At 52.9% G+C, this 23,403-nt stretch carries 16 protein-coding genes; 2 read left to right on the top strand and 14 right to left on the bottom strand.

The genetic code is table 11. The features are described 5' to 3' along the window. The 9 genes from ACY1JZ_RS24715 to ACY1JZ_RS24675 form a co-directional block, all read right to left on the bottom strand. A partial coding sequence (locus tag ACY1JZ_RS24715) for a prealbumin-like fold domain-containing protein (protein ID WP_462631404.1) occupies positions 1–4,089 on the bottom strand: 4,089 nt, incomplete at its 3' end. Between the two features lie 565 nt (positions 4,090–4,654). Further along, positions 4,655–5,563 (bottom strand): sugar phosphate isomerase/epimerase family protein, encoded by a 909-nt coding sequence (locus tag ACY1JZ_RS24710; RefSeq protein ID WP_462631397.1) that lies wholly within the window; start codon positions 5,561–5,563, stop codon positions 4,655–4,657. Between the two features lie 60 nt (positions 5,564–5,623). Beyond that, entirely contained in the window at positions 5,624–6,568 is a 945-nt protein-coding gene (locus tag ACY1JZ_RS24705; protein WP_462631395.1) for a sugar phosphate isomerase/epimerase family protein, read from the bottom strand. A 23-nt stretch (positions 6,569–6,591) separates the two neighbouring features. Then, positions 6,592–7,365: a sugar phosphate isomerase/epimerase family protein gene (locus tag ACY1JZ_RS24700; RefSeq protein WP_462631393.1), complete on the bottom strand. Its 774-nt coding sequence runs from the start codon at positions 7,363–7,365 to the stop codon at positions 6,592–6,594. Positions 7,366–7,385: 20 nt separating this feature from the next. Next, positions 7,386–8,228, bottom strand: coding sequence for a carbohydrate ABC transporter permease (locus tag ACY1JZ_RS24695; protein ID WP_270169156.1), 843 nt, complete (start codon positions 8,226–8,228; stop codon positions 7,386–7,388). Continuing rightward, complete coding sequence (locus ACY1JZ_RS24690) at positions 8,228–9,139, bottom strand: carbohydrate ABC transporter permease (RefSeq protein WP_270169154.1); 912 nt, start codon at positions 9,137–9,139, stop codon at positions 8,228–8,230. Before ACY1JZ_RS24690 ends, ACY1JZ_RS24695 begins: the two co-directional genes overlap by 1 nt. An 18-nt stretch (positions 9,140–9,157) precedes the next feature. Next, positions 9,158–10,510, bottom strand: a complete 1,353-nt coding sequence (locus ACY1JZ_RS24685; RefSeq protein WP_462631391.1) for an ABC transporter substrate-binding protein — start codon at positions 10,508–10,510, stop codon at positions 9,158–9,160. Positions 10,511–10,552: 42 nt separating this feature from the next. Further along, positions 10,553–11,482, bottom strand: a complete 930-nt coding sequence (locus ACY1JZ_RS24680; RefSeq protein ID WP_462631390.1) for a 2-hydroxyacid dehydrogenase — start codon at positions 11,480–11,482, stop codon at positions 10,553–10,555. Positions 11,483–11,529: 47 nt separating this feature from the next. After that, the gene (locus ACY1JZ_RS24675) at positions 11,530–12,345 is read right to left on the bottom strand and encodes a sugar phosphate isomerase/epimerase family protein (protein ID WP_462631389.1); all 816 of its coding nucleotides are present in this window, start codon (positions 12,343–12,345) and stop codon (positions 11,530–11,532) included. Positions 12,346–12,608: 263 nt separating this feature from the next. Between ACY1JZ_RS24675 and ACY1JZ_RS24670 the strand changes: the two genes are divergently transcribed. Both ACY1JZ_RS24670 and ACY1JZ_RS24665 read left to right on the top strand, forming a co-directional pair. Further along, the gene (locus tag ACY1JZ_RS24670; RefSeq protein WP_270169146.1) at positions 12,609–13,325 is read left to right on the top strand and encodes a response regulator transcription factor; all 717 of its coding nucleotides are present in this window, start codon (positions 12,609–12,611) and stop codon (positions 13,323–13,325) included. 3 nt (positions 13,326–13,328) lie between these two features. Further along, positions 13,329–15,122: a cache domain-containing sensor histidine kinase gene (locus ACY1JZ_RS24665; RefSeq protein WP_462631387.1), complete on the top strand. Its 1,794-nt coding sequence runs from the start codon at positions 13,329–13,331 to the stop codon at positions 15,120–15,122. Between the two features lie 166 nt (positions 15,123–15,288). Here ACY1JZ_RS24665 and ACY1JZ_RS24660 read toward each other — a convergent pair whose 3' ends face one another. The 5 genes from ACY1JZ_RS24660 to ACY1JZ_RS24640 all read right to left on the bottom strand — a co-directional run bounded on the left by ACY1JZ_RS24660 (position 15,289) and on the right by ACY1JZ_RS24640 (position 23,345). Next, complete coding sequence (locus tag ACY1JZ_RS24660; RefSeq protein ID WP_462631386.1) at positions 15,289–16,269, bottom strand: helix-turn-helix transcriptional regulator; 981 nt, start codon at positions 16,267–16,269, stop codon at positions 15,289–15,291. A 142-nt stretch (positions 16,270–16,411) separates the two neighbouring features. After that, positions 16,412–17,950, bottom strand: coding sequence for a glutamine-hydrolyzing GMP synthase (gene guaA, locus ACY1JZ_RS24655; RefSeq protein WP_270169140.1), 1,539 nt, complete (start codon positions 17,948–17,950; stop codon positions 16,412–16,414). 55 nt (positions 17,951–18,005) lie between these two features. Then, positions 18,006–20,723, bottom strand: a complete 2,718-nt coding sequence (locus ACY1JZ_RS24650; RefSeq protein ID WP_462631385.1) for a transglutaminase TgpA family protein — start codon at positions 20,721–20,723, stop codon at positions 18,006–18,008. Next, complete coding sequence (locus tag ACY1JZ_RS24645) at positions 20,692–21,993, bottom strand: DUF58 domain-containing protein (RefSeq protein ID WP_462631383.1); 1,302 nt, start codon at positions 21,991–21,993, stop codon at positions 20,692–20,694. Before ACY1JZ_RS24645 ends, ACY1JZ_RS24650 begins: the two co-directional genes overlap by 32 nt. Continuing rightward, entirely contained in the window at positions 21,990–23,345 is a 1,356-nt protein-coding gene (locus ACY1JZ_RS24640; RefSeq protein WP_462631381.1) for an AAA family ATPase, read from the bottom strand. The genes ACY1JZ_RS24645 and ACY1JZ_RS24640 overlap by 4 nt, the downstream gene beginning before the upstream one ends. Between the last annotated feature and the right edge of the window lie 58 nt (positions 23,346–23,403).

Here is a 23,403-nt window from a genome sequence, read left to right as displayed (position 1 = left end):
AGGCAGATTCAGGATGTCCAGCGTCTCCCCGTCCTTGAGCTGGAAGCTGTCGCCGGATTGGATCGTTCCTGTACTGCCATCCGACTTCTCATACGTGTAGCTTCCATCCTTGCCGGTGTCCTCAAAGCTGACGGTGTATTCGAAATCTCGCGTCTTATTGCCGCCATTGCCCATTACCTTATTGCTGATAGTCAGCTTGGCTACCATTCGTTCATTGAGGAAGTCTGCCTTATGATCGCCCTTATACTCGATCGAACCGGAATACTCTCTCGTCTCTGGCGTGGTCGTATATCCGTCGATGATCGTATACTCGGCCTGCGTTACAGCATAGACCAGACCCTCGGGCAATGCCGGGAGCGTCACCGCTTCCCCGTGTTTGAGGGTGAACTTGTCTCCGCTCTTGAGCGTGCCCGATGTTCCATCTGACTTCTTGTAGGCGTATTCTCTGTCATTGCCTGTCCCGGTAAAGGTCACCGTGTATTCAAAACCCTTGAACACATCAGCGCCATTCCCTTCCACCTTATTACTGATGGTCAGCTTTCCTTGTGCCGGTGTAGGGACAACCAGAGGATCATCAGAGCCTACCTTGACGCCATCTACCCAGATGGGCTTCCCTGGCGTATTGCCGACGTATACCTGATAGATTCTTGTCGTTGGCAACCAGGTTGTGGTATCAATATACGTTTCCTTCAGCTCATAATACCCTGGGTCCGGGAATAACAGATTAAGCTTCCCTCCGGTACCGGTTGTTCCTTTGGCAACTTGAGTTCCATCATTCTTCTTGTAGAGTGTAAACTCTACACCAGACAGCGGATTGCCCTCGGGATCTACCTTGGTCAGGGGCAACAGAGCATTGGAGGTGGAGCTTCCAGCTACGTCCGCACTGTCGAGCGTGCTTTCGCTTTTGGCACTGACAGATTTCAGCTTGTCATCGCCCTCCAGCTTGACCTCGTTGCCCATCTTGTCTCCAGGCTTCGCTTTCTTGGGATCAACCTCTGTTTGATATACAAATTGATAGAGCTTGTTTGGATCTTTCATCTTGAAGGTTAGCACCGTAGTGCCTTCCGCACCTGGTTCAGCCTTCACCTGAACTTCAGCATCAGGGTCGCTCAGATCCAGTGCTGCGCCGACTCGTTTCAGAGCGCCGCTGGCAGTCAGCTCGGCAGGATACACTGCCATGCTAGGCGATGTCAGCACAAGCTCGCCGCTGCTATCATAGCGCGGATTCATGCCGGCACCCAGAGTGTCCTGCAAGTATACCCCTTTCTCCATGTTGAACGGCGGGGTATAATTCACTGTCCATTCCAGCACCCCTGGCACTGGCTTGCTTACGGATTTGCCTAAGGTCTGAACCGGCACAATCATCTTGCGTTGTTCGGTCACAACCTTTTCTTCCCCGCCCCATATCATGTGAAGATCGGCTTTGTTATACAGCACCTGCTTGTCTGTGCCGCCCGTTAGATATTCCTCCAGATACTTCTCTAATGCCGTGTTGGACGGTCTTGCCTTTATCAAAATCACATAAGGGCTTTCCAACTTGGAGAAGGTGAAGGTTCCTACGTTTCCACTATGGGAGAAGCTGACGACATGAGCAGTCGTACCAGGTTCAATAACGGTTTTGGCATCGTTTCTGATACCATACTCGGTACCTCCGCCATTACCGGAGGAACCCTCCCAGAGCTCGAATTCCTTGTCATCTGAAAACGGCACGAATTCCCAGCCATCGGGCAGTGTATCCACAAGCCTGATGTTGCTGATGACTCGGCTGCCGCCTTGCTTCGCCATTTCCTCTGTGTTGTACCCCGGCATATTCACGCCTAAGCGGAATGTAACCGTCTTGGTTGTCCTATCATAGGCGGACAATGTCCATGCTGCATTATCGTCGTTTCTAATGTAGCTGCTGACGTCATTGGGCTTCACATTTTCAAGTGTACCGTCTTCCTTCAGCGGCTTCGACGCAAAGAGCATGTCCTTGTTCAGCATACGCAGATGAAGATTAACAGAGATTTGCGCCGATTTTACGACTGCTCCATCAACTAGCAGAGCACGATTCCAGCGTGTTTTATTAGTAGAAGTAGCATCCTGTCTGAATAGAATATCTGGACTGGTCTCAAGGGAACGGAAGCTGAAGGACGCGGCTGTGTCGGTATATCCGGTCACTTTGATCAGATCCGCCACCACTTTACCGTCCACAGTCAATGGGATAACCTTCAAGGTTAACCCGTCGCCGCTCTTGAGGGTTCCCTCGTGATATTGCTTCCATAGCTGAGCCGTATTCAAGTTTTGCTTGATTTTCGCAATCGTTTGCGAATCTACCTCTCCGGTTGCATCGACAGCGTTGTCTAGGACATTCAAATCTCCGCCATGCACCAGCACATCGTATACCGCCGCGTTTGGAAGAGCATACTGAGGCGTTAGCGTGACGGTCCACGTGATACCACCCAGATTATAGTCCTCCGTCGAGATAGAGCCTGCTTTTGTAAAAGCATGTGCGCCGATTGTAATGATAGCGTCGTCCGTTACCGAAGCAGGCCTTGGACCGCTAGTCACATCATTATCCTGAATGCCACCTGGTGTATTCAATGTCCAGTTGGCGAGCGGGTTGATTGTGAAGCTGGAGCCAGTTGTCACTTTACTCTGAATCACTAGCTCTACACGTCCATTAACCGTTCCAAAGGAATAAACGCCGTCCGTTGGTACAATTGACTGTTCTTCAGATGCGACGCCATCCTCCCATGCCTGCCACTTGGCAGATACGAAGTCGAGTCCCGCAGGCAAAGCGTTGGTGATCGTAAAGTTTTGCAACCCTTTTTTATTATATTGGTTGACAACGATCTTCCATGTAATGGTTTCACTCGGATGGTCATAAGAGCCTGATGCTTGAATCCAGTCAGGTGCAATCCACGTTTCACGCGTTACACTTGCTTTCACCTCATCATTCGTATCCTTCAGGTCAGCTTTGGGATCAAAGCGTTGTCCCTTATCACGCCCTGGATCAATGGACACATTACGATACTCTTTATAATACAAGTCCTTATGAAACCATGCCTGATACTCGACCTTAGGCTCCACCCCTGTGCCCTTCGGGAAGAGGTAGCTCAGACCGCCATCTTCATCGATGGACGGATCTACCTGAGAACCGTTTACCTTAAAGGAACCTGGCACATATACCATACGGTAATCGGAGGGCTTCGTGTAATACGTCATTCCGTCGAGCGGCAGCTTGATTGTGGGATCAAGCACATCAAACGAGGATGGAGTGGACTCGAAGGTCAAATATCCATCCTGATAGGCCGGTACGGTTACATACCACCAGGTCCAGCTTTTCGTCTTGGGCCAGTTGTTGCCGGTCAAGGTAATGCTGTACCCCGGCGTAACATCCGGGTTCTTCAGCTCATAGGCTTGCCCGAATATCGAGATTGGCTTGGTGTCGCCATATTCCATTCCCGTAATATCCGCTCCGGCAGTCGTTTCAAAGCTGAGGACAACTCCTCGTCCAACTCCGTTGAAGAAGTTATCATCGCCGTTAAACACAATCCTGATGCTATTCGGTGTGAAATAGACCGTACCGAGCGGTTTTACACCGGATTCTGTCTGTGCATTGAGGACTCTATTCGCAGTCGGCAGCACCACTTCCTTGAAGTAGTCCTCTCTCTTCAGCTCAACCCAGTCACCCTTTTGAATATAGCTTGCGGGGTCTGCATTCGTTGGATCGGGGTCATCGCCATTCACGAGCACCCTGAGATCTGCCAGCTTGAGAGTAAGCGGTAATCTCCCCTGAATTGTACCGCCTGACTGAACAGTAGAGCCTCCCTGTGACACTTCCACAGCAAAGGTTGAATTAGCTCCTGTAAGTACTGCTGTTTTGTCCGTCGGGCCTGCCGCCCTCGCAACAATATTCTCCAGCACCTCAGGTTCACTCGCCACTTCTGTAGCGGCATCATCTTGCACGCTCTCCACATCGGATTCCGAAGATGGTTCTTCCGCGTTCGGCAGGTCTGATTCAATGACCGACTCCGTATCGGAGCCGTGCGGGAGGCTCTCTGCATATGCCGCAGCAGAGAACATCACCGTCTGCAGGATTAGCATAACTGCCAAAAATAAAGGCAGGAACGCTTTACCTACATAGCTTTTTCGTTTCGACACCCATGTCTCCTCCATTCCCTAAATCCGCGAACTTTCTTGTTGACAGCAGGTTGATTCCCGGGCATTATGCCTCACGCGAATAAACCCATGCTGTTTGCCCAAGATCATGTACACCGTAGAGACTTCAAGGAAATCAGATGCAATGGGTACATGTCGAGCGTTCAGTAGGTGGCCTGTCCTTCGTAGTTCTTCCCTCCTTTCTTTCGAGCATGTTCACCATGACGCCTATCAATTTGGAATAATATACCAAAAATCGATACGGCATTCATATTATAGCAGGCCAATCTATACGAAAAATATACAAGGCTCGACAAACAACGCTAATCACTTCCACCTCAGCATTTGAAGCCAGTACAAGGCATAGGAAATAAGTCACAAGCGCTATGAACTTGAATGCATAGACAACTCGTCCTCTGACAAAATGTAAAAAAACTCCCTTCTATTTTGCGAAACAACGCAAATAGAAGAGAGTAATTTTGAACAAGGGTAGAGAGAACGCCCCTAACGGTTATGCCGATTCCTTCCCTGCCATCTGAATCGCAGCTTCCAGAATCGTTCTGGCTGATTTGGCATTCTGCTCTATATCGCTTTGTTCATGGCTTCTGACTTCCATGGCAATGCGCACTCCCTTCCCTTCCGGGTCATTCGGCTGTCCGACCGCCCTCAGGATAGAAGCTATTTTTTCCGTTGTCAGAAACCCTGGCAGGCCAATCGGCATATGATGATCGCCATATCCTTCGCTTTCCTTGTCCAGAATGGCATTGGAGAAATGAATTTGTTCCAGGCATGATCCAGCCAGGGCAATAGCCTGCTCTATGTCTTCTCCGTTCAGCGCCGCATGAGCGGTATCAAAGGCAATACCCGCATTGAGATATTGCTGTCTCACCCTGGACAGGAGCGCAACCGCGTCCTCTGTTGGGCCTACAAGCCGTTTCTTGTGGGCATCCCGATCGAGCGGCTCCACCAATATCGTCAGATTGTACGAAGCGGCTTCCTCACAAATGGCGCACAAGCTCTCATAGAAGGCTTCGAAGCCTTCCTTGCGCCGCTCGATACCCGGGTCGGGGCCAGGGATAAACGCAACGTTGGATGCGCCACATTCTGCGGCCAGGTACAGATTTTCCTTGATCCGTCGCACCGTCTCCAGCCGCAAGGAGGAGTCCAGCGAAGACACATCCAGATTGTGGCGGTAAATAAAGAAGGTCAGCCATTGGGTAATAACAAGTCCGTTAGCCTGTGCCGTCGTCCGAATCCGTCCCCGATCCTCCGCATCAAAGCCATCGCAAATTTCGAAGGAGCGGTAGAAGCCCTCCGAGCCCAGCTCCTCGATCAGACCTGCCGTATATCCCTTGTCATTCATAACGGGATGATAGATTTCCGGTATAAGCAATGATGGCAAAAAAAGTTGCTGTGTCATACGTTTCACTCCCTATGATTAAATGCCGCCAATGCGGGCTTTGCCCTAGCTATGTCCGCGCTAGCTCAGAAGCGCTTCCTCACGCTCACGGAAATAAGCTGCCGATTGCATCACCATGTGATCCAGCAATGCCTTGTCCGGCTTGCCATACATTGCCGGGTAGGGGTCTCCTCCGGGACCAAGCGGCTCCGGTGTTACGAAGCGTCCCTCCCGATTGTAGCCAAGCACATACAGCGCCATAATGACGGTATCCAGATCAAGCGAACCCTCTCCGAGTGCGCAGCGATTGCTGTCCGCCAGATGGAGATTGACGAGTTGCTCACCGGCAGCCAGCAGCGATTCTCCGATATGGGCTTCCTCCGCCTGCATGTGGTATATATCCGCATTGATATGTCCGATGCCAGGATGGTCTACAGCGCGAATATATTTCTGGGCGTCCGCGATCGAATGGACAAAGCTTACCTCCGCAGAGCGGATCGGCTCAATTGCAGCTTTCACGCCATGCTTGACGAATAAATCGGCCACCAGGCGCAGCGTCTCGACGCTGCGATCAAACTCCATATCGTCATATTTGGCCGCACGCCCGACAGCTCCCGGTACAACGAGCAGATAGCTTCCTCCAACCGCCTCGGTAAATTCGATTTCCCGCTTCAGGTAATCAATCGCCGCCTGACGATGAATGGCACGGTTGCTGGACAAATCATTGTCCGCTGAGAACATGCCGCAGACACCAGACACCTTGAGATCATGTTCATCCAGCACCGCTAGCGTTTCGTTTACCTTGTAGCCTAGATCGCCACCGTAATGATTTCCATGCAGCTCGATATAACGAATACCGGCCTTCTGTAGCCGTTTCGCCGTATCCTCCAGTGATTCTAATCCAAAGCCCCAATTGCTCCATGAGAAATTCAGACGTTGCTGACCATTGAATTTCCCGCTTTGCTTCAACTCCAAAAATGCATTCCTGATCCGTTCATTTTTGACGATATAGTTCTGCACCGACATGATCGGCCATCTCCTCTCATTATCTAGGCTTGTGACAACAGCTCCACGTAATATCGGGTCGCCCGCTCCGAGTCCTCCACAGCTATCGGAAATTCAATTACCCGCGGCAACTCCGCGGAGAAGCAGGGCAACACGTCTCTCCAGCGGGCATCGGCATCTGTGGGTAGCGGAGCCGCCGCCATAACGCCGTCACACGTTGCCGACCACTTGAAATGAACATATACGATATAAGGCGTGAGCAATTGCGCTGCCGCTACAATATCCTCGCCAAGCCATAACCAGTTGCCAACGTCAAAGGTCATGCGAACTGGAATATGAAGCTCCGCGCAATCATCCAGGAAGGACTTCAGCACAGCGGGACGTCCTCCATGCTCGCTCTGGTCGTTCTCTACGGTCAGTTGTATGGGCAGCTTCATGTATCCGGCTTCCTCCAGGCAGACGCGCAGTGCAGACAGATCGGACAAGCCATGGCGATAGCCGCCCAAGGTTGTTTTCACAAATTCTGCCCCCAGCTTCCTGCCTTCCTCCAATGCGCGAAGCAGTTGTTCGCGGTTCAAGCCTCCGTCACTTTCCCACAGCTCCAAGGGAACGGAATAAGCGGCGCGCAGACCGCTGCCCTGAACGGCTGCCCGCAATTCTTCATACGGCGGCTCGTCTCCCTCAAGCAGCTCCCGCCGGATTTCAAAACCCGCTGCCCCGGAGCGGGCCGCCATGGCGGCAATATAAGCTTGCCCGCGCCGCTCTGCCAGCGTACCGTATACCGAGGCTGCTACAAATACAGGTGATTCATGATTCATTCTGTTCCCTCCGTTGCGGGTTATCCTTTGATACCCGTTGTTGCAATACCTTCCACAAAATAACGCTGTGCCATAAAGAACACCGCCAGACACGGAATAATGGAGACAACCGACATAGCCATGACCTGATCCCAGTTCGAAATCGAGGAGGTATCCAGCGACATCCGCAAACCAAGGGACACTGGATATTTTTTGACACTGTTAATAAAGATCAGAGAGTTGAAGAAATCGTTCCAGGTCCAGATAAACTGGAATACAGCAGCGGACACGACCGCCGGCTTGCTCAGCGGCAACAAAATATGCGTCAATATTTTGAAGGAATTGCAGCCATCCATAACTGCCGATTCATCCAGATCACGCGGAAGACCACGCAAAAATTGCACCATCATAAAGATAAAAAAGGGATACGTGGCAAATGCCGCCGGAATAATAAACGTCCAGTACGTATCCAACCAGCCAAAGTTACGGAAAAGCAGGTAACTCGGGATAATAATGACCGCATTAGGCAGCATCAACGTAGCAATCATTAAGGAAAACAACACATTTTTGCCCGGGAACCGAAAACGCGCAAAGCCGTAGGCCACAAGCAGACTGGATATAACAGTGGCGATAACCGTAGGCACCACCATCAGGAAGGAGTTGAAGAAGAAGGTGCTGAATCCGAACTGCCCTGTGCCCTTCCAACCGTTAATGTAGGAATTGATTTGGAATTGAGACGGAAGCAAGCTTACCGTCGAGAATATTTCATGCATAGGCTTGAAAGAGGCGCTGACCATCCACAAAATCGGATAAATCAGGATGGCGCCAAAAATCGTCAAAAATACGATTCTGCCCATACTGCTTATACGCATCAGCATAGTCATCAAAATTTGCCCCCATCCTCGTAGTGAGTCCAATATTTCTGCGATTTAAAAGCAATAATCGTAAACAGCATGATGCAGATAAATAATATCCAGGACAACGCCGAGGCATAACCCATTTTGGAAAATTGGAACGCATCCTGATACAGCTTCAGTCCAAACAAATAGGTACTATTCAAAGGTCCGCCGTTCGTAATCAGGAAAGCCGCCGTAAACTCCTGGAAGGCATTGACCGTCTGCATAATAAGGTTAAAGAACAGAATAGGCGTCAGCAGAGGGAACGTAATGCTGAAGAACATCCGCAGCTTGGAAGCGCCATCAATTGTACCGGCTTCGTACAGATCCTTCGGGATTTGCTTCAGCCCGGCCAGGAACAGAACCATCGATGAGCCGAATTGCCAGACCGTCAGCAAGCTGATCGACATTATGGCCAGCGAAGGAATGCCAAACCAGTTCACAGCCGGAATGCCGATGGAGGTCAGAAACTGATTAACAATTCCGTCAACGGTGAACATCGAGCGCCACAGCACCGCGATGGCTACACTCCCGCCAAGAATAGACGGGAGATAGTAGATCGTGCGGTACAATGAAATAAACTTCAGCTTCATGTTCAGAATAACGGCAATGATCAGCGCAAAACCAAGCTTTCCAGGCACCGAAAGCAACACATACAAGAAGGTTGCCTTCAAGGACGGAAAAAACAGCGGGTCCTTGGTGAACATGTAGACGTAGTTGGACAGACCAACAAACGTTTCTTTTCTCAACAGACTAAAATCGGTAAACGAATAATAGAATGAGGCCATAAAAGGATACAGCTTGAACACAAGCATACCGATGATGAATGGCAAGACATACAGCAGACCTGCCCATTGCCTGTCCTCCGAACGTTTGAAAATGCTTGCTGAGCGAATCATGTGTACCACCTTATTTCATTATTTTTTGGTTGCTGCCTCGATCTCTTTCAGCTTGGACTCATAGCGTTCTACCATTTCTTTGGCACCCGCCTCCGGAGAAGCCTTGCCGAATGCTACCTTCTCAACGACTTCGTTGGTAATTTTAAGCAACTCCTGATTATTATTGATATAGCTCGGAGCGGCATCCTGATGAGCAAGCGCAGTATCCAGAGCTTCCGCAACCACCTGATCCAGCTCGTTACGATCAAGGAGCAGCTTCTTCGCAGACGGCTTAACCGGGATGGAGCGCTCCACGCCCAGCGTCAGCGTCGCTTGCTCGCTCGTGAAGAACCAATCCAGGAACTTTGCCGCCTCTTCGATATTTTTGGAACCTTGGTTAATGCCGATCAATTGTGACGGTCTTGCATTAAGACCAGAGGAAACCGCCTTATCCTTGATCGGGAACAGCGTAGTTGCAATGTCGAAACCAACTGCTGTCCCGCGATGCTTCGGAATATCCGTAACATTGGCAATTGTCATCGCTGTTTGGCCGTTAATCCACTTCGGATTTTGCTCTGTCTTGGCATTGTACAACGCGCTTTCTCCAAGCGGCTGCAGAACGCCGCGTTCAAACAAGGACTGTAGGAAAGCGAACGTCTGGGTCATGGATTGCTGGTCGAAGCCCAGGGAGTAATCGGAGTTTACCAAATATCGGCCTGTCAATTGACTGTGATAGGACGGTATAATCTTCTCCGTGAGCGTAGCCAGATCGGAATTAATCAGATAGTAATCTGCGTTTTTCTGATGCAGCTTTTCGCCCTCCTCCAGCACCTGCTCCCAGGTCCAATCTGCGTCGGTCGGCAGCCCTTCACGCTCCATAAACGTTTTGTTCGTAATAGCTGTCAATGCATTGATCCCGGTAGGCAACCCTTGCAGCTTGCCATTGATAATCGCCCAATCCTTCAGGAATTGCTCGTCGAATTCACTTAAATCAATGGTATCTGCCAGCGTATTCATATCCACGAACAAATCGCCTTGACTGACCAGATCATTAATCCACAAATAATCAAGCTGGATCAGATCGGGAGCCGTTCCGCCCGAAAGCTGCGTCTGAAGCTTCTGGTAATAACCGTCGAAAGTACCGTATTCCGCTTCGATGGTAACATTCGGATGCTCGTCCATATACATCTTGATTGCCGCCAGCGTAGCCTGATGCCGGCTCTCGCCTCCCCACCAGGAGAAACGCAGCGTCACTTCTTTGTCTCCGGTCGTTTCCGAACCATCGTTCCCGTTCTTGCCCTCCGTATTCGAGCCGGAGCATGCAGACAGCAGAAGCGTAGTACCCAGCAGCAAGGTCATTCCCGCTTTGATGGATTTATGAATATTGAACATTTGATCTCCCCCTATGGCTTACTATGATAGAACTGAATAGAATTATCGATTGACACAGGATGGCATTGGCTGCCCTGCAAGTCCGCACAACAAATTGTCTACCGCCAGCATCGCCATGCGTGTACGTGTCTCCAAGGTTGCGCTGCCAATATGCGGGGTTACCAGCACATTAGGCAACTCCAGCAAAGGATGATCTCCCGGCAGTGGCTCCGGGTCAGTCACATCCAGTGCAGCATATGCGATCTTGTGCTCTCGCAAAGCCTCGTATAGTGCAGATGTCTGCACCAGCGCTCCTCTTGAAGCGTTTACAAAATAAGCCGATGGCTTCATACGATCAAATTGCTCCTTGCCGAACATCCCTTTGCTATCGCTGGTCAGAGGCACAAGCACCACGATACAATCTGACTGCTCCAGCAGCTCGTCCAGTCGGACATGTCTAGCCTCCAGTTGCGCCTCATGCGGGCTGGGCTTTCGATTGCAATAGATAATATTCATGCCGCTTGCCCGCGCCCTTCTTGCCACCGCGGTACCAATATCGCCCATGCCCGCGATCCCAAGCGTTTTGCCGTACAGGTCGCTGCCCATCACTTCCTGCCACTGACCCGCCTTGACCAGTTGCCAGCCCTCATGGATTCTGCGCATCGCCGATAGCATAATGCCGAATACCAGATCCGCGGTCGCTTCGGCCAGCACCCCTGGCGTATTGCCAAATGGAATGCCTCTTGCCGTACAGGCGGCAACATCAATATTGTCATAGCCCTTGCCTACCTGCGCCAGAGCACGCAGCCTTGGTGCCGCTTTCAATAATGTCTCGTCCACTGAAATCGTGTGCCCGACACTTAATATGCCCTCAGCGTCCGCAACCCATTCCAGCAGCACCTCCCGCGGAATCGCTCCTCCGCCCTCCCATACCCGCACATCACAATGCTCCAGCAGCTTAGCATAAGGAGCTGGCCACGTTGGTTCCGTCAATACGACCCTAGGTTTGATGGGTAACCCTTCTTTCTTCAGAAGATTTGTTATTCCGTATAAGGAAGCAAGCTTTCCGTAACATAACGACTATTCATCATCATGGCTCCGTCCGGATCGGCCACCGCCTTCGCCGATTCCTCTTCCACCATGATCCAGCCATTGTAGCCCGTATCATGCAAATGCTTAACAATCCGAGGGAAATCAATGATGCCCTCACCCATCGATTCCCACACATGGCTCGCGGATGCGTCCTTGAAGTGCACATGCCGGATAAACGGCCTGTATAGCTCGAATACCTCTGCCACATCCATACCGCCGCATGCGATATGGCCAGCATCCGGCGTATAGCCGACAACCCTGCTGTCCAGTCCATCGAACATCACCTGGTAATCCTCGCCCGTGCGGAACAAGGACCCTGGCGGCGAATTGGGATGGAACGAAGCGACTACCCCCTGCTCCGCTGCCCTTCTGCCGATCTCATTGACACAACGGAGCAGATCGCGCTGTCTTCGCTGCAATTGCTCTCGATTGCTTCCGGGCATCTGCACGATATTGAGCAAGGCATGTGGAAAATGCTTCAGATAATTAATATAATAATCTGCCGTTTTCCGCTCCTCTTCGCTTTCCTCATTGCCCGTCCACTTCAGTGACAAGGTCAAGGCCGCAAGCTCAAGCCCCCGCTTGTGCAACTCCTCCTTCAAAAATTGAGGCGAGTTGTCGAATCGGCCCAGCATCACAACCTGCGTATCCAGTCCTTTGAAGCCTCCGGCTGCGATAACATCCATAATATGTGGCAAATTGTCCGATTGTGTCTCATAAGACAACTGCCATGTGTAACCGTGACATCCAAACTTGATGCCCATTGTTTTCCCCCCTAGAGAATACATATTGTCGGCTCCATTCCATGATAGCACTTACATTTTGCGATCTATAGGCGTTTCAGTTACGATAGAGCATCCGTAATTATGCAGTTTGAAGCATCCATTTCACGAAAGGTATCATTAATTACGAAAATATATCCATCCTTAATTTATTGCGATACGGCTATGGAGTTATACACCGGAGCAAGCTATACTGAAAATGTGAAAGATATTTGTCGATTTTGTTTGCACGGGGGGATGATGACATGCACAGGCTTCTGCTCGTAGATGATGAAAAAGAAACCAGGCTCGGGCTTCGCAACTATTTCCCGTGGCGAGAAATCGGATTTGAAATTGCTGGAGAGGCGGAAAACGGTGTTGATGCTCTTGCCATACTGGAGTCAGAGCATATTGATGTGATTTTAAGCGATATTCGTATGCCTGTTATGGACGGACTGGATCTTGCCCACGAAATATTTAGTAAGCGCTTACCGGTCAAAATCGTATTTTTGAGCGGACATCGGGAATTCGAATATGCTCAAAAGGCGCTTCTGTATGGAGTCAAAAATTATATTGTAAAACCTACCAGATACGATGAGCTAGTGGATACGTTCAAAAAATTGAATGCGGAGCTGCAAGCTTCTAATGTCCATAAGACGGAAAACACAGGAGAGCACAAGGTTGTAACGACCGTCCGTCAATACATTCAGAGAAACCTCGCCACTGCCAGTCTGGAGGAGGCCGCGGAGCAGGTGTTTATGACGCCGCAATATCTCAGCAAATTCATTAAGGACAAGACTGGGCACAATTATTCCGAGCTGCTGTTGGCCCGACGAATGGAGAAGGCTAAGGAGCTGCTGGAGGATTTGCGCTACAAAATTTATCAGGTCAGCGAGATGGTTGGATATACCAATTCCAAAAATTTCACCCGCGCCTTTCATAAATATTATGGCAAGCCGCCACGAGACTGGAGAGGCGAATAACGGGTGAAAACAGTACACACTTTTTTTGTAAAAAACTTCATTGCTGTAATTCTGCCCATGTTTATACCGATTTTAGTGCTAGGCGGCTTGTTTCATCTGATTATCAAAACCCAGATCAAGGATACCATTATTGTCAACAATTCCAATTCGCTCCACCAGACGATTGACACCTTTAATCTGATTTTTAATGAGCTGGACGCCGTTTCCTTGTATTTCTCGAATCCGGTCATCAAGCAGAACCTGAGCCGTATTCTGAAGGAGCCGAGTCTGTCATCCGGCGATTTGACACTGTTTGACACCCTGCGGCAATTTGTGAATGTACCAGCCATTACAAGACCGTACATCCATTCCATTTATATGTATATACCTAACGACTACGGTCGATTTTACAACAACAACTATGGCATTGACTATCTGGAGCAATCCTACGACAGCACGTGGCAGCGTTCGCTTGGAATCCATGAGCATGAATCGATGTGGGCGGAGCCGCGCGCCATCAAGGAATATTCATTTGAGCCCCCTAAGGAGGTCATTACATTCTACCGCCGACTTAACTTGGGACAGCCATCGGGCCATGACGGCATTCTGATTATGAACATTTCGACAGATTACATCAACAAGCAATTGGAGCAGTTGAAGAAGCTGCCCGAGCAGCAATTTTATGTACTTGACGCAAGCCGACAGCTTATAATCAGCAGTGCTCAGTCAGCGCCTCTGACGGACAATCAGATCGAAGAGGTGGCTGCAAGCGAGCTCACCGTCTTCACCTTGCCTTCAGTTGGAGGCTCCAATCTTATATCCAAGGTTCAGTCCGATTCGTACAACTGGAGCTTCGTCACCGTAATTGCGGAGAAAAGCCTGTACAAGGTGCCGAATTCTCTGGCCAAGCTCACCTTCTCTCTACTCGCGGCTTGCTTCCTGATTGGTGCGGTGCTCGCCTTTGTACTGACCCGCAAAAATTATCACAATGTTAAAACGATATTGAACATTATCCAGTCCGCGCAGAAGGGAGGCGTCGTCTCCAAAATCGAAAAAAAACCGTCGGATGTGTATCATTACATTATCCAAAACGTGCTCAAAACATTTGTGGAAAACAATTATTTGTCCGTGCAGCTCTCCGAGCGGAAATATCGTTACGAAGTCATTGAGCTCAAGGCGTTGCAGTCACAAATGAATCCTCATTTTCTGCTTAACACGCTCCAAACCATTTATTGGAAGGTGCTTGAGCTGACAGGTAAGCCCAACGAAGCCAATGCCATGCTAGAACATCTGGGAGATATATTGAAGTTTTCACTGGATGTCCATGCTCAGTTGATTCCGCTGGAGGATGAGCTGAGATATACGCGCAGCTATATCGAGATCCTCAAATACCGCTATCGCGATAAATTCAGCGTTGTATGGGATGTGTACGAGACGGTTCTGCATTACCATGTGACCAAGCTGCTGCTTCAGCCGCTTGTCGAGAATGCGCTGTATCATGGTATCAAGAACAAAAAGGGAACCGGAATCATTCGGATCAAAATTCGCGAACGGGGCGGGCAACTGGTACTGAGCGTAACCGACAACGGGACGGGCATGGCTCCCAATCGCCTGAATCAGATCAAGAGCAAGCTGCGCTGCTCGCTGGACAGCTCCGATGACAGCCAGACCAGCCATATCGGCTTGTCCAACACCTATAAGCGGCTTCATCTGCAATTCGGAGCCTCCGCCTCTCTGGTAATCCGCTCCAAGCCCGGTTGGGGCACTCAGGTCGAGATTGTGGTTCCCTTAAGTCTGACTAACCGTTCCCAAGCATAAACGGCTAATACGCAGCCCCTGTGCAGGGTTGACTGAGAAAATAGGCCAACCAGCAATATTTGATTGACCTGATAATACGAAGAGGGGCTGTCCAGCAAGTCTTGTAGACACTGTTGGACGCCCCCGTTACCCTCAGCTTCACCTGTACCTTTTTCCTGAAACGCCCCTAATGAACTCCATCATTCTTCTTTACTGGTCTGATATATTTCAGAAACCGCTCCGGATCATGATAACAATACATGATTCTGCCAGGGGAAATATCCAAGCAGTAACTGGTATTTGTAGAATCGAAGGCTGCCATTGCCTTCTCAATCTTCTCCTCTACACTACGATTTTCCTGCTCATACTCAAATGGCCCATGTTCGAAAACAACATATTCTGCTTCGGGAACATCCATCATTCGCATTTGTGAGGGTACTTCACCTCTATAATCCCATGGAAGACGTATCCCGTAACACTCTATACGTGGGAAACCCCAATCGCATCGTCTACCGTCAGGGTCACTAATGTAGGCCATAATCTGACCGCTGCCGCTGTTAGCCTCGCTCCCACCATCGTCATCCAATTTACCCTTAATACTATCAAGTAATCCGCAAATTGTTTCGCAATCCTGCCCCGGAATAAGACTTTGCTTTTGCCAAAAATCCCAGTACCCATTACTCTCACTGTTTTTAATGTGCAAAAATTTATGTGCGGGAATCGTTACAAAATAAATGTTAACCTCATCTGTAGATTTCATCATACCAATCTCTCCTAATCCTAAAAAGTAGCGGTCAAAAGAGTTTATTTTTGTACGAAGAACGACAGGCTTAGGCGCTTTACGGTATTCACTTGGCGCTACACCGTAGGTTGCTTTGAATGCTCTGCTAAAAGCTTCATGTGATGAAAAACCATAATTACAAGCAATATCCAACATACTTCTCTCACTATCTCGAACCTCTTTTAGTGCAAAAGCTAATCTTCTATGGCGTAGATAGTCACGAAATGGCATACCCGCTATTTCTTTAAATTTTCTCGTTGTATAAAACTCGGAATAACCCAGCCTGCGAGAAAGAGAGCTTAATGTCAAAGCTTCATCACAACCATTTTTAATACATTGATCAATTTCATCAACGATGATCTGGATTTGCTCCTGCCACGTATACATTCTTCTACTCACCTCTTTTCAACTGCTTTACCCTTAGTATAAGAATTTGAAGGGATTAGGATTTGATTTGACTTGCTGTAATGATATTGCACCAAAAAAAGAGCTAGAAGGCCCTATTAAAGGCTTTCTAGCTCCATCGTACCTATTCCCACTCAATCGTTGCAGGCGGCTTGGACGTTACGTCGTAAACGATACGGTTAACGTTGTCCACTTCGTTGACGATACGAACGGAGATTTTCTCCAGTACGTCCCAAGGGATTCGCGCCCAGTCGGCGGTCATGCCGTCGATCGAGGTGACGGCGCGGATGCCGACGGTGTAGGAGTAGGTGCGTGCATCGCCCATAACGCCCACGCTCTTCATGTTCGGCAGCGCAGTGAAATATTGCCAGATCTCGCGATCCAGACCTGCCTTGATGATCTCATCACGCAGTATCGCATCTGACTCGCGCACAATGTGCAGCTTCTCCTCGGTCACCTCGCCCAGCACACGAATCGCAAGTCCAGGGCCAGGGAATGGCTGACGCCATACGATCGCATCCGGCAGGCCGCACTCGGTTCCCACCTTGCGAACCTCATCCTTGAACAAGGCTTTCAGCGGCTCGACAAGCTTGAACTTAATGTCCTCTGGCAGGCCGCCTACGTTGTGATGCGATTTGATCGTTTGCGCCGTAGCTGTGCCGCTCTCTACAATGTCCGTATACAGCGTACCTTGCGCCAAAAATTCAAAGTCGTCCAGCTTGTCCGACTCTTCCTGGAACACATAAATAAACTCGTTGCCGATAATTTTACGTTTTTGCTCTGGATCGTCTACGCCAGCTAGCTTGCTCATGAAGCGATCTCTGGCATCAATCTTGAGCACCTTCATATCGAACTTGCCCACGAAGGTCTCCATGACACTCTCTGCTTCGCCCTTGCGCAGCAGGCCATGATCAATAAACATACACGTCAGTTGATCCCCGATCGCCTTGTGCAGCAGGATCGCAACAACAGAGGAATCCACGCCGCCAGACAGCGCGCACAGCACCTTGCTGCTGCCCACCTGCTCGCGAATCTCGCGAATCGTATCATCGATGAAGGTCGTCATGCTCCATGAGCCCTCACAGCCGCACACCTCATAGAGGAAATTGCGGATCATCTCATTGCCGTAGACGGAGTGGCGCACTTCTGGGTGGAACTGCACCGCGTAAAATTGCTTCTCCGCATGGCTCATCGCCGCGATTGGCGCATGATCTGTGCCCGCATCTATTGTAAAGCCTTGCGGCGGCTCGACCACGAGGTCGCTATGGCTCATCCATACCGTCTGAACCTTGTCCAGTCCTTTGATCAGATGGCTCTCCGAGCGGAACTCCACCTCAGCCTTGCCATACTCCCGCTTGCCTGCGCGCTCTACCTTGCCCTGAAGCTGGTGAGACATCAACTGCATGCCGTAGCAAATACCCAGAATCGGAATACCCAGATCATATACAGCCGGATCTACAATCGGCGAATTCTCTTCATATACGCTCGCCGGGCCGCCCGAGAACACGATGCCTTTAGGATTCAGCTCACGAATCTTCTCTGCTGTCGTGTTGAACGGCAGCAGCTCGCTGTACACCCCCAGGTCGCGGATGCGTCTGGCGATCAGTTGGTTATATTGTCCTCCAAAGTCGAGAACAACGATAATTTCATTAGCAGTTGTCATGTCCGTGCCTCCCTCAATTCATAGCAAATATTATATATAACCAGGATAGACACGGTCAAGCATTAACGGACAAACTGTCCTTGACCCCAGCAGATGGGAGTGGAATCAGGACAGCCATCACCTGCCCATACTCCGGCGGCACCATGCCTCCTCCGCCATAGCGCTGCTGCTCCTCCCAGGTCACTAGCTGCTCCAGCCGTTCAGCGGCTGATTGCGCAAGCGCGAGCCGGGCGATATATTCCCGCCCCGTCATCCCTGCGGGCTTGGAGCCGTAACGGTCGTACAGCAGCCGCCAGTACGCGGCGCTGACCGTGAGGAAGTGGCGGCGCGCGGCGCTGCTTCCAGGCGCAGCTCTGCGGTAGCGCCGCAGCGCCCAGTTGAGCGCCAGTTGCCTGCGCGCAAGCCACAACGCGGCACTGCCGCCGCCAAGCAGCAGGGCAGGGCACAGGAGCAGCAGCGCCGTCTGCGGCTGCCATAGCGCTTGTAACTGCTCATCCAGGTTCTGCGTCCAAGCTGAGGCCGCAGGCTGGGGCGACGCCCCGGCTCCGACCGCTGCGCCATAGCCGGGTGTAGGATCGAACGCGACCCAGCCTGAGCCAGGGATATAGGCCTCGACCCAGGCATGGGCATCGCTCCCGCGTACCGTATAGGCGGTCAGCGGCGATGAGGCTTCCGCCTGTTGCATCGGCACGGATGCGCTGCTGCCTAGTTGCCGCGCCTGCAATGCTCCAGCCGTTACCGGCTCGCCCGGTACGAATCCCTTTACCCAGCGGGCGGGTATGCCTTGTGTACGCAGCATGATGACCATTGCGGTCGAGAAATGCACACAATAGCCCTGCTGCTGCTCGAACAGGAAGTGATCGACAAAGTCGCGCCCCTGCTCCGGCACGCTCGTATCCTCCAACGTGTAGAGGTAGGAGGAGCGCAGATAATGCTCAAGCGTCTTGGCCTGCTCCTGGAATCCACCTTTTCCTTCCATTATATGTGAAGCCAGCTTCCCAATCCTCTCCGGCAGTCCTTCGGGCAATTGCAGGTACCTTTCCATGCCCTGCACCCCATGCCCGCTACTCTCCCCCGCCACCGCTCCGGTGCTTGGCTCTGCCAGTTCGCCCTGCGTTTGCATCCGCCATCCAGGCGGATCAGCAGGCAGCACAGCCTGGATCGTATAGGAGCGGACACCCGCCCCTGTCGGCCTGAGCGTGCCTGTGTCGGCATCCGCAGCGTAATCGCTTGCCTGCTTGCCGTCCGCCTCCAATTTCAATACCATTCCATCCTGACCGCCATGGAACAACGGCCAATCGGAGGACGGCTGCTCCAGCACTATCCGCTGAACAATGACATCGCTGGACATTTTATGGCTCAGGCTAACGAGCGGTTCGTCTTCCCTGTTCATCCCATTAGATGAGACCCTCTCCCTCTCGCCCATCCATTCCCCCTGCTGTAGCTCTCCGTTACGTTCAATAGGCTCGTTCACTACAGTCCGGCTCTCCTGCTGCTGCGTAGTCAACGGCGTTACAGCCGATGGACTTGTGGAGGGCTCAGCATCACCGCCAATCATCTTGCGCACAAGCCGCTGCTCACTAAGCTTCCATCCCCGGCCATCATATACATCCATCACATCTCCACGCCAATAGAGGGGACGAGGGGAATAGCCCGTGAACAGCACCCTCTCATCCGTCGCGAGCGGCTGGCCGAGGGTGCCGCTATAGGCGCCGTAGCCAGTCCGCCCCCGATCGCCGAGTGCATCCGCCAGACCCTGTGACTGGAGCGTAGCCTCAAGCTGATGTCTGGAGACTCCCCCATGCTCCTGCGCCCACAGTCGACTGGCTGACCATCCTTCTACCCAGCCTGCTGGCTCGTCCAGCCGCGGCTTGCCTGACGCCGCCCCCCACCCTGCAGCGAGCAAGACAGCCGCGCATACGGTCGCGGACAGCCACCATCTGGAAGGTTTGAGAGCGCGCAGCACAGCAGGCTTCCTGTGTAATAGAATGCTTCCGTCATAACAGATCGCGCGGCAGTATGTGATGCACGCTGTCAGCATCATCCCGGCCGTAGCCGTCACTATAAGCTCCCGCTCTACCGGAATGCCTCCTGCCCAATGAAGATGCAGCAGATAGATGCCTGTGCCCAGAGCCAGACCCGGCCCCCAGAACCGATGCCACATCAAGCTCTGCAATGTATGGGCGAGCAGCACTGCACCGATGAACAGCAGCAGCGTCCGCAGCTCTCCAGAAACCTCCATTCGACCGGACAGCAAGCGACTCAGATCGGACCATAACGCCCCTCCTAGCCTGGACGGCCATTGAACGGGGTCAGCATGTCGGTAATATAACGCCATGACTGCATACAGGCAGCTTGCGCCATTGAGCAGCAGCGCCGCGTACCCTGGCAGCAGCAGCACACCGCTCGCAAGCGCGATCGCCATGAGAGGGTAGAGCGGGCCAATATGATATAATCCCGTCACCGCCTGCATCCCTTCAAGTGGAAGCAGCCACTGACACAGGAGCGTCAGCAGCAGCGCGGTCGTCACCAGACGCACCAGGAATGGCCAACGTTGCGGCACAGCAATCTGGCGACTTGCCCCAGCCGCCTCGGACGGAGCGCTCTCTCTGTCTGCTCGTTGCCCACCGCGACTTACCTGTCCACTGTGGCTTGCCTGTCCTCTTTCGCTCGTCCGTCCTCTATAGCTAGCCTGTCCTATGGCATCAATTTTGCCGCCGCCTCGGCTTGTACCAGCCGTATCAGGATACGAGTCCGCTCCCCTGATCCTCATCGCGCTCCTCCTCTCCACATGCCGCGGTCTGCCGCAGGCCGCTTCGTGCCATCGTCCACAGCTTGACCGCCCCGCCTTGCTGCTCGAACATGCGGATCTGCTCGCGCATCGCATGGGCTGGCGCAGCACCACGACTGATGAGCCATAGCTCCACCCGGCAACGCCGAGCGGCAGCAAGCCGCAGCAGCTCTTCCCAGCCGCCTGCCTCGCTGCTGATGCAGAGCAGCACACCGCCCTGCGGAAGCCGCAGCTTGTCCGCAACCAGTACCGTCGCCAGGCTCCTCTGCCCATCCGCCCGCACACGCGCCAGCAACAATGCTGCTGCGGTAGCCCCCGCTTGTGAGGCTCCGCCCCCTCCGTACTGGCGCAGTCTCAGCGGCTGTGCGCTGTTGCAGAGCAGTTGCGCCTGCATACCTTGGCGGATAGCCTCCCCGTAGGCATACAGCGCCTTGGCGATACAGGCATCGAATCGCTCCATATCTTGCCCATGCGCGGCTGCGGAACCGTCCAAGGCAATCAGGCAACGGGCAGCTCCCTCCTGCCCCTGCTTGCGTACCTGCAGCCCGCGCCCCTTGGCAGCCTGCCGCCAGTCCAGGTAACGGTACGCATCCCCTGGCATGTAAGGACGCCGCTCCTCGCCAGGTCCGGCCTGGTGACTTCGCCAGCCCACCGCTGCTGCCGCTCCGGGCAGTCCCTGCCCCGCTCTTCCCGCAAGCCTCCCTCCTCCAGTCCAGAGCTTCAGCTTCTCTCCTGCCGCTGACTGCGGGAGCACGAGCACACGAGCATCGCAGGATACCCGCAGCTTCAGTCTCCGGCTACATAGTCCTAGCAGATCGCCTGCCTCGACCTGAAGGCGATTGAACGCCCATTCGCCCCGCCGTACCGGAGAGATATAATAGTGCAGTCGAAAGTCGGTACGGAACCAAGGCAGCACAATTCGGCGATACCGCACCGGCTGTGCCTGTTCATCTGTCATGCTGGACAACTCATCCTGAATGGCAATCCATACAATCGGCCATATAGGAGCCGACTGAAATCGCAGCTCTACCCGCAGTTCCTCTCCGGCTTGCAGCAGCTCGGCCGACAGCCGTCGCTCAGCCGCGAGCCTGCGAACAGCGAGCCATGGGGACAAGCCAGCCAGCAGGATGATTCCGGTCAAGATCGCTAGGGCGAACCACTCCACATAGCCGCCACGCTTCCCGATGCCTGCGGCAAGGAAGCCCCAGACACCGAGCAGGATCGGCCAACTGATCCACGGACGCCCTCTCATGACAGCCTCCTGCCCGCATCCGACTCGCCTGGTAGCGGACACTGTCTTAGAATCTTCTCCAGCGCCTGCTCCGCGGCGCGTCCGTCGACATAGTAATCGTCGCGCGGCACCAGCCGATGTGCCAGCACCGGCAGCGCTGTCGCCTTCAGATCATCCGGTACGACATACTCCCGCCCGTCCAGATAAGCGGTCGCTTGCGCTGCCCTCACCCAGTCACGGGTAGCGCGCGGGCTGGCTCCAAGCGCCAGCGCGGCAGCCTGCCGGGTCGCAGTCACGACCTGTACCGCATAGCCAAGCAGCGAGCGATGCACGCTCACCCGAGCCGTCCGCCGCTGCAGCTCCAGCCAGTGTCCTGCAGGCATGACAGATGTATGCCCCTGCGACTGCCTGGCCGGGGGTCGGCTGTGCTCCAGCATGCGAACCTCATCCGCTACAGACGGATAACCGATCCCCAGCCGCATAATGAAGCGATCGAGCTGTGCCCCAGGCAATGGGAAGGTGCCTTCATCCTGAAGCGGGTTTTGCGTGGCGATCAGCATGAACGGCTCTGGCAGCTCGCGGGTCACGCCATCAATCGTCATCCTGCGCTCCTCCATCGCCTCCAGGAGCGCCGCCTGGGTGCGCGGCATCGTCCGGTTCAACTCATCGGCCAGCACCACATGATTCATCAATGGCCCCGGCCGATACACGAAATCCCGCTGACTGGCATCCCAGATCGAACCGCCGGTAATATCGGCAGGCTGCAGATCAGGCGTAAACTGAATTCTTCCGAACGTGCCCCCTATAGCCCCCGCAAATGCACGCGCCAACAGCGTCTTGCCTACTCCCGGCACATCCTCCAGCAGCAGGTGCCCGCCCGCCAGCAGCGCTGCCAGCGCCAGCCGGACAACCTCCTCCTTGCCCAGCAACGCTTCATTCAGTCTGCCTCTCAGTCGCTCCAACTGCTGCCGAGCCTCTATCTCGTGCAGCTCCTGCCCAGGACGCTCCTGCCCCTCCTGCTCAGGCAGCTCCTGCCCAGAACGCCGCTGCAACTCCTGCTCAGGCAGCTCCTGCCCAGAACGCCGCTGCAACTCCTGCTCAGGCAGCTCCTGCCCAGAACGCCGCTGCAACTCCTGCTCGGGCAGTTCCTTCCCAGAACGCCGCTGCAACTCCTGCTCAGGCAGCTCCCACCCAGAATTCTGCCGCCTCTCCATTTCGCGCTGCTCCCGCCCAGAACTCTGCCGCCTCTCCATCTCGCGCAGCTCCTGCACAGAACCATACCGCTTCTCCATCTCGCGCTGCTCCTGTCCCCGCAACGATTCCGCTCGCAGCGCAGCAGCCGCTGCGAGCCGAGCCTCTCCACTGTCCCTCATACTCATTCCTCCCTGCACCCTACTTCTATCAACCATTCTCTCCATAGCAGGCTGCTTT

It is taken from the genome of Paenibacillus sp. J5 (assembly GCF_054955055.1).
Note: the sequence above shows the minus strand (reverse complement) of the source record. Positions and strands in the feature narration are given on the sequence as shown.

Bases quoted from the DNA above. Each gene is read 5' to 3' on its own strand.
- ACY1JZ_RS24710 (WP_462631397.1), bottom strand. From the start codon at position 5,563: ATGACACAGCAACTTTTTTTGCCATCATTGCTTATACCGGAAATCTAT.
- ACY1JZ_RS24705 (WP_462631395.1), bottom strand. From the start codon at position 6,568: ATGTCGGTGCAGAACTATATCGTCAAAAATGAACGGATCAGGAATGCA.
- ACY1JZ_RS24700 (WP_462631393.1), bottom strand. From the start codon at position 7,365: ATGAATCATGAATCACCTGTATTTGTAGCAGCCTCGGTATACGGTACG.
- ACY1JZ_RS24695 (WP_270169156.1), bottom strand. From the start codon at position 8,228: ATGACTATGCTGATGCGTATAAGCAGTATGGGCAGAATCGTATTTTTG.
- ACY1JZ_RS24690 (WP_270169154.1), bottom strand. From the start codon at position 9,139: ATGATTCGCTCAGCAAGCATTTTCAAACGTTCGGAGGACAGGCAATGG.
- ACY1JZ_RS24685 (WP_462631391.1), bottom strand. From the start codon at position 10,510: ATGTTCAATATTCATAAATCCATCAAAGCGGGAATGACCTTGCTGCTG.
- ACY1JZ_RS24675 (WP_462631389.1), bottom strand. From the start codon at position 12,345: ATGGGCATCAAGTTTGGATGTCACGGTTACACATGGCAGTTGTCTTAT.
- ACY1JZ_RS24670 (WP_270169146.1), top strand. From the start codon at position 12,609: ATGCACAGGCTTCTGCTCGTAGATGATGAAAAAGAAACCAGGCTCGGG.
- ACY1JZ_RS24660 (WP_462631386.1), bottom strand. From the start codon at position 16,269: ATGTATACGTGGCAGGAGCAAATCCAGATCATCGTTGATGAAATTGAT.
- guaA (WP_270169140.1), bottom strand. From the start codon at position 17,950: ATGACAACTGCTAATGAAATTATCGTTGTTCTCGACTTTGGAGGACAA.
- ACY1JZ_RS24650 (WP_462631385.1), bottom strand. From the start codon at position 20,723: ATGAGGATCAGGGGAGCGGACTCGTATCCTGATACGGCTGGTACAAGC.
- ACY1JZ_RS24645 (WP_462631383.1), bottom strand. From the start codon at position 21,993: ATGAGAGGGCGTCCGTGGATCAGTTGGCCGATCCTGCTCGGTGTCTGG.
- ACY1JZ_RS24640 (WP_462631381.1), bottom strand. From the start codon at position 23,345: ATGAGGGACAGTGGAGAGGCTCGGCTCGCAGCGGCTGCTGCGCTGCGA.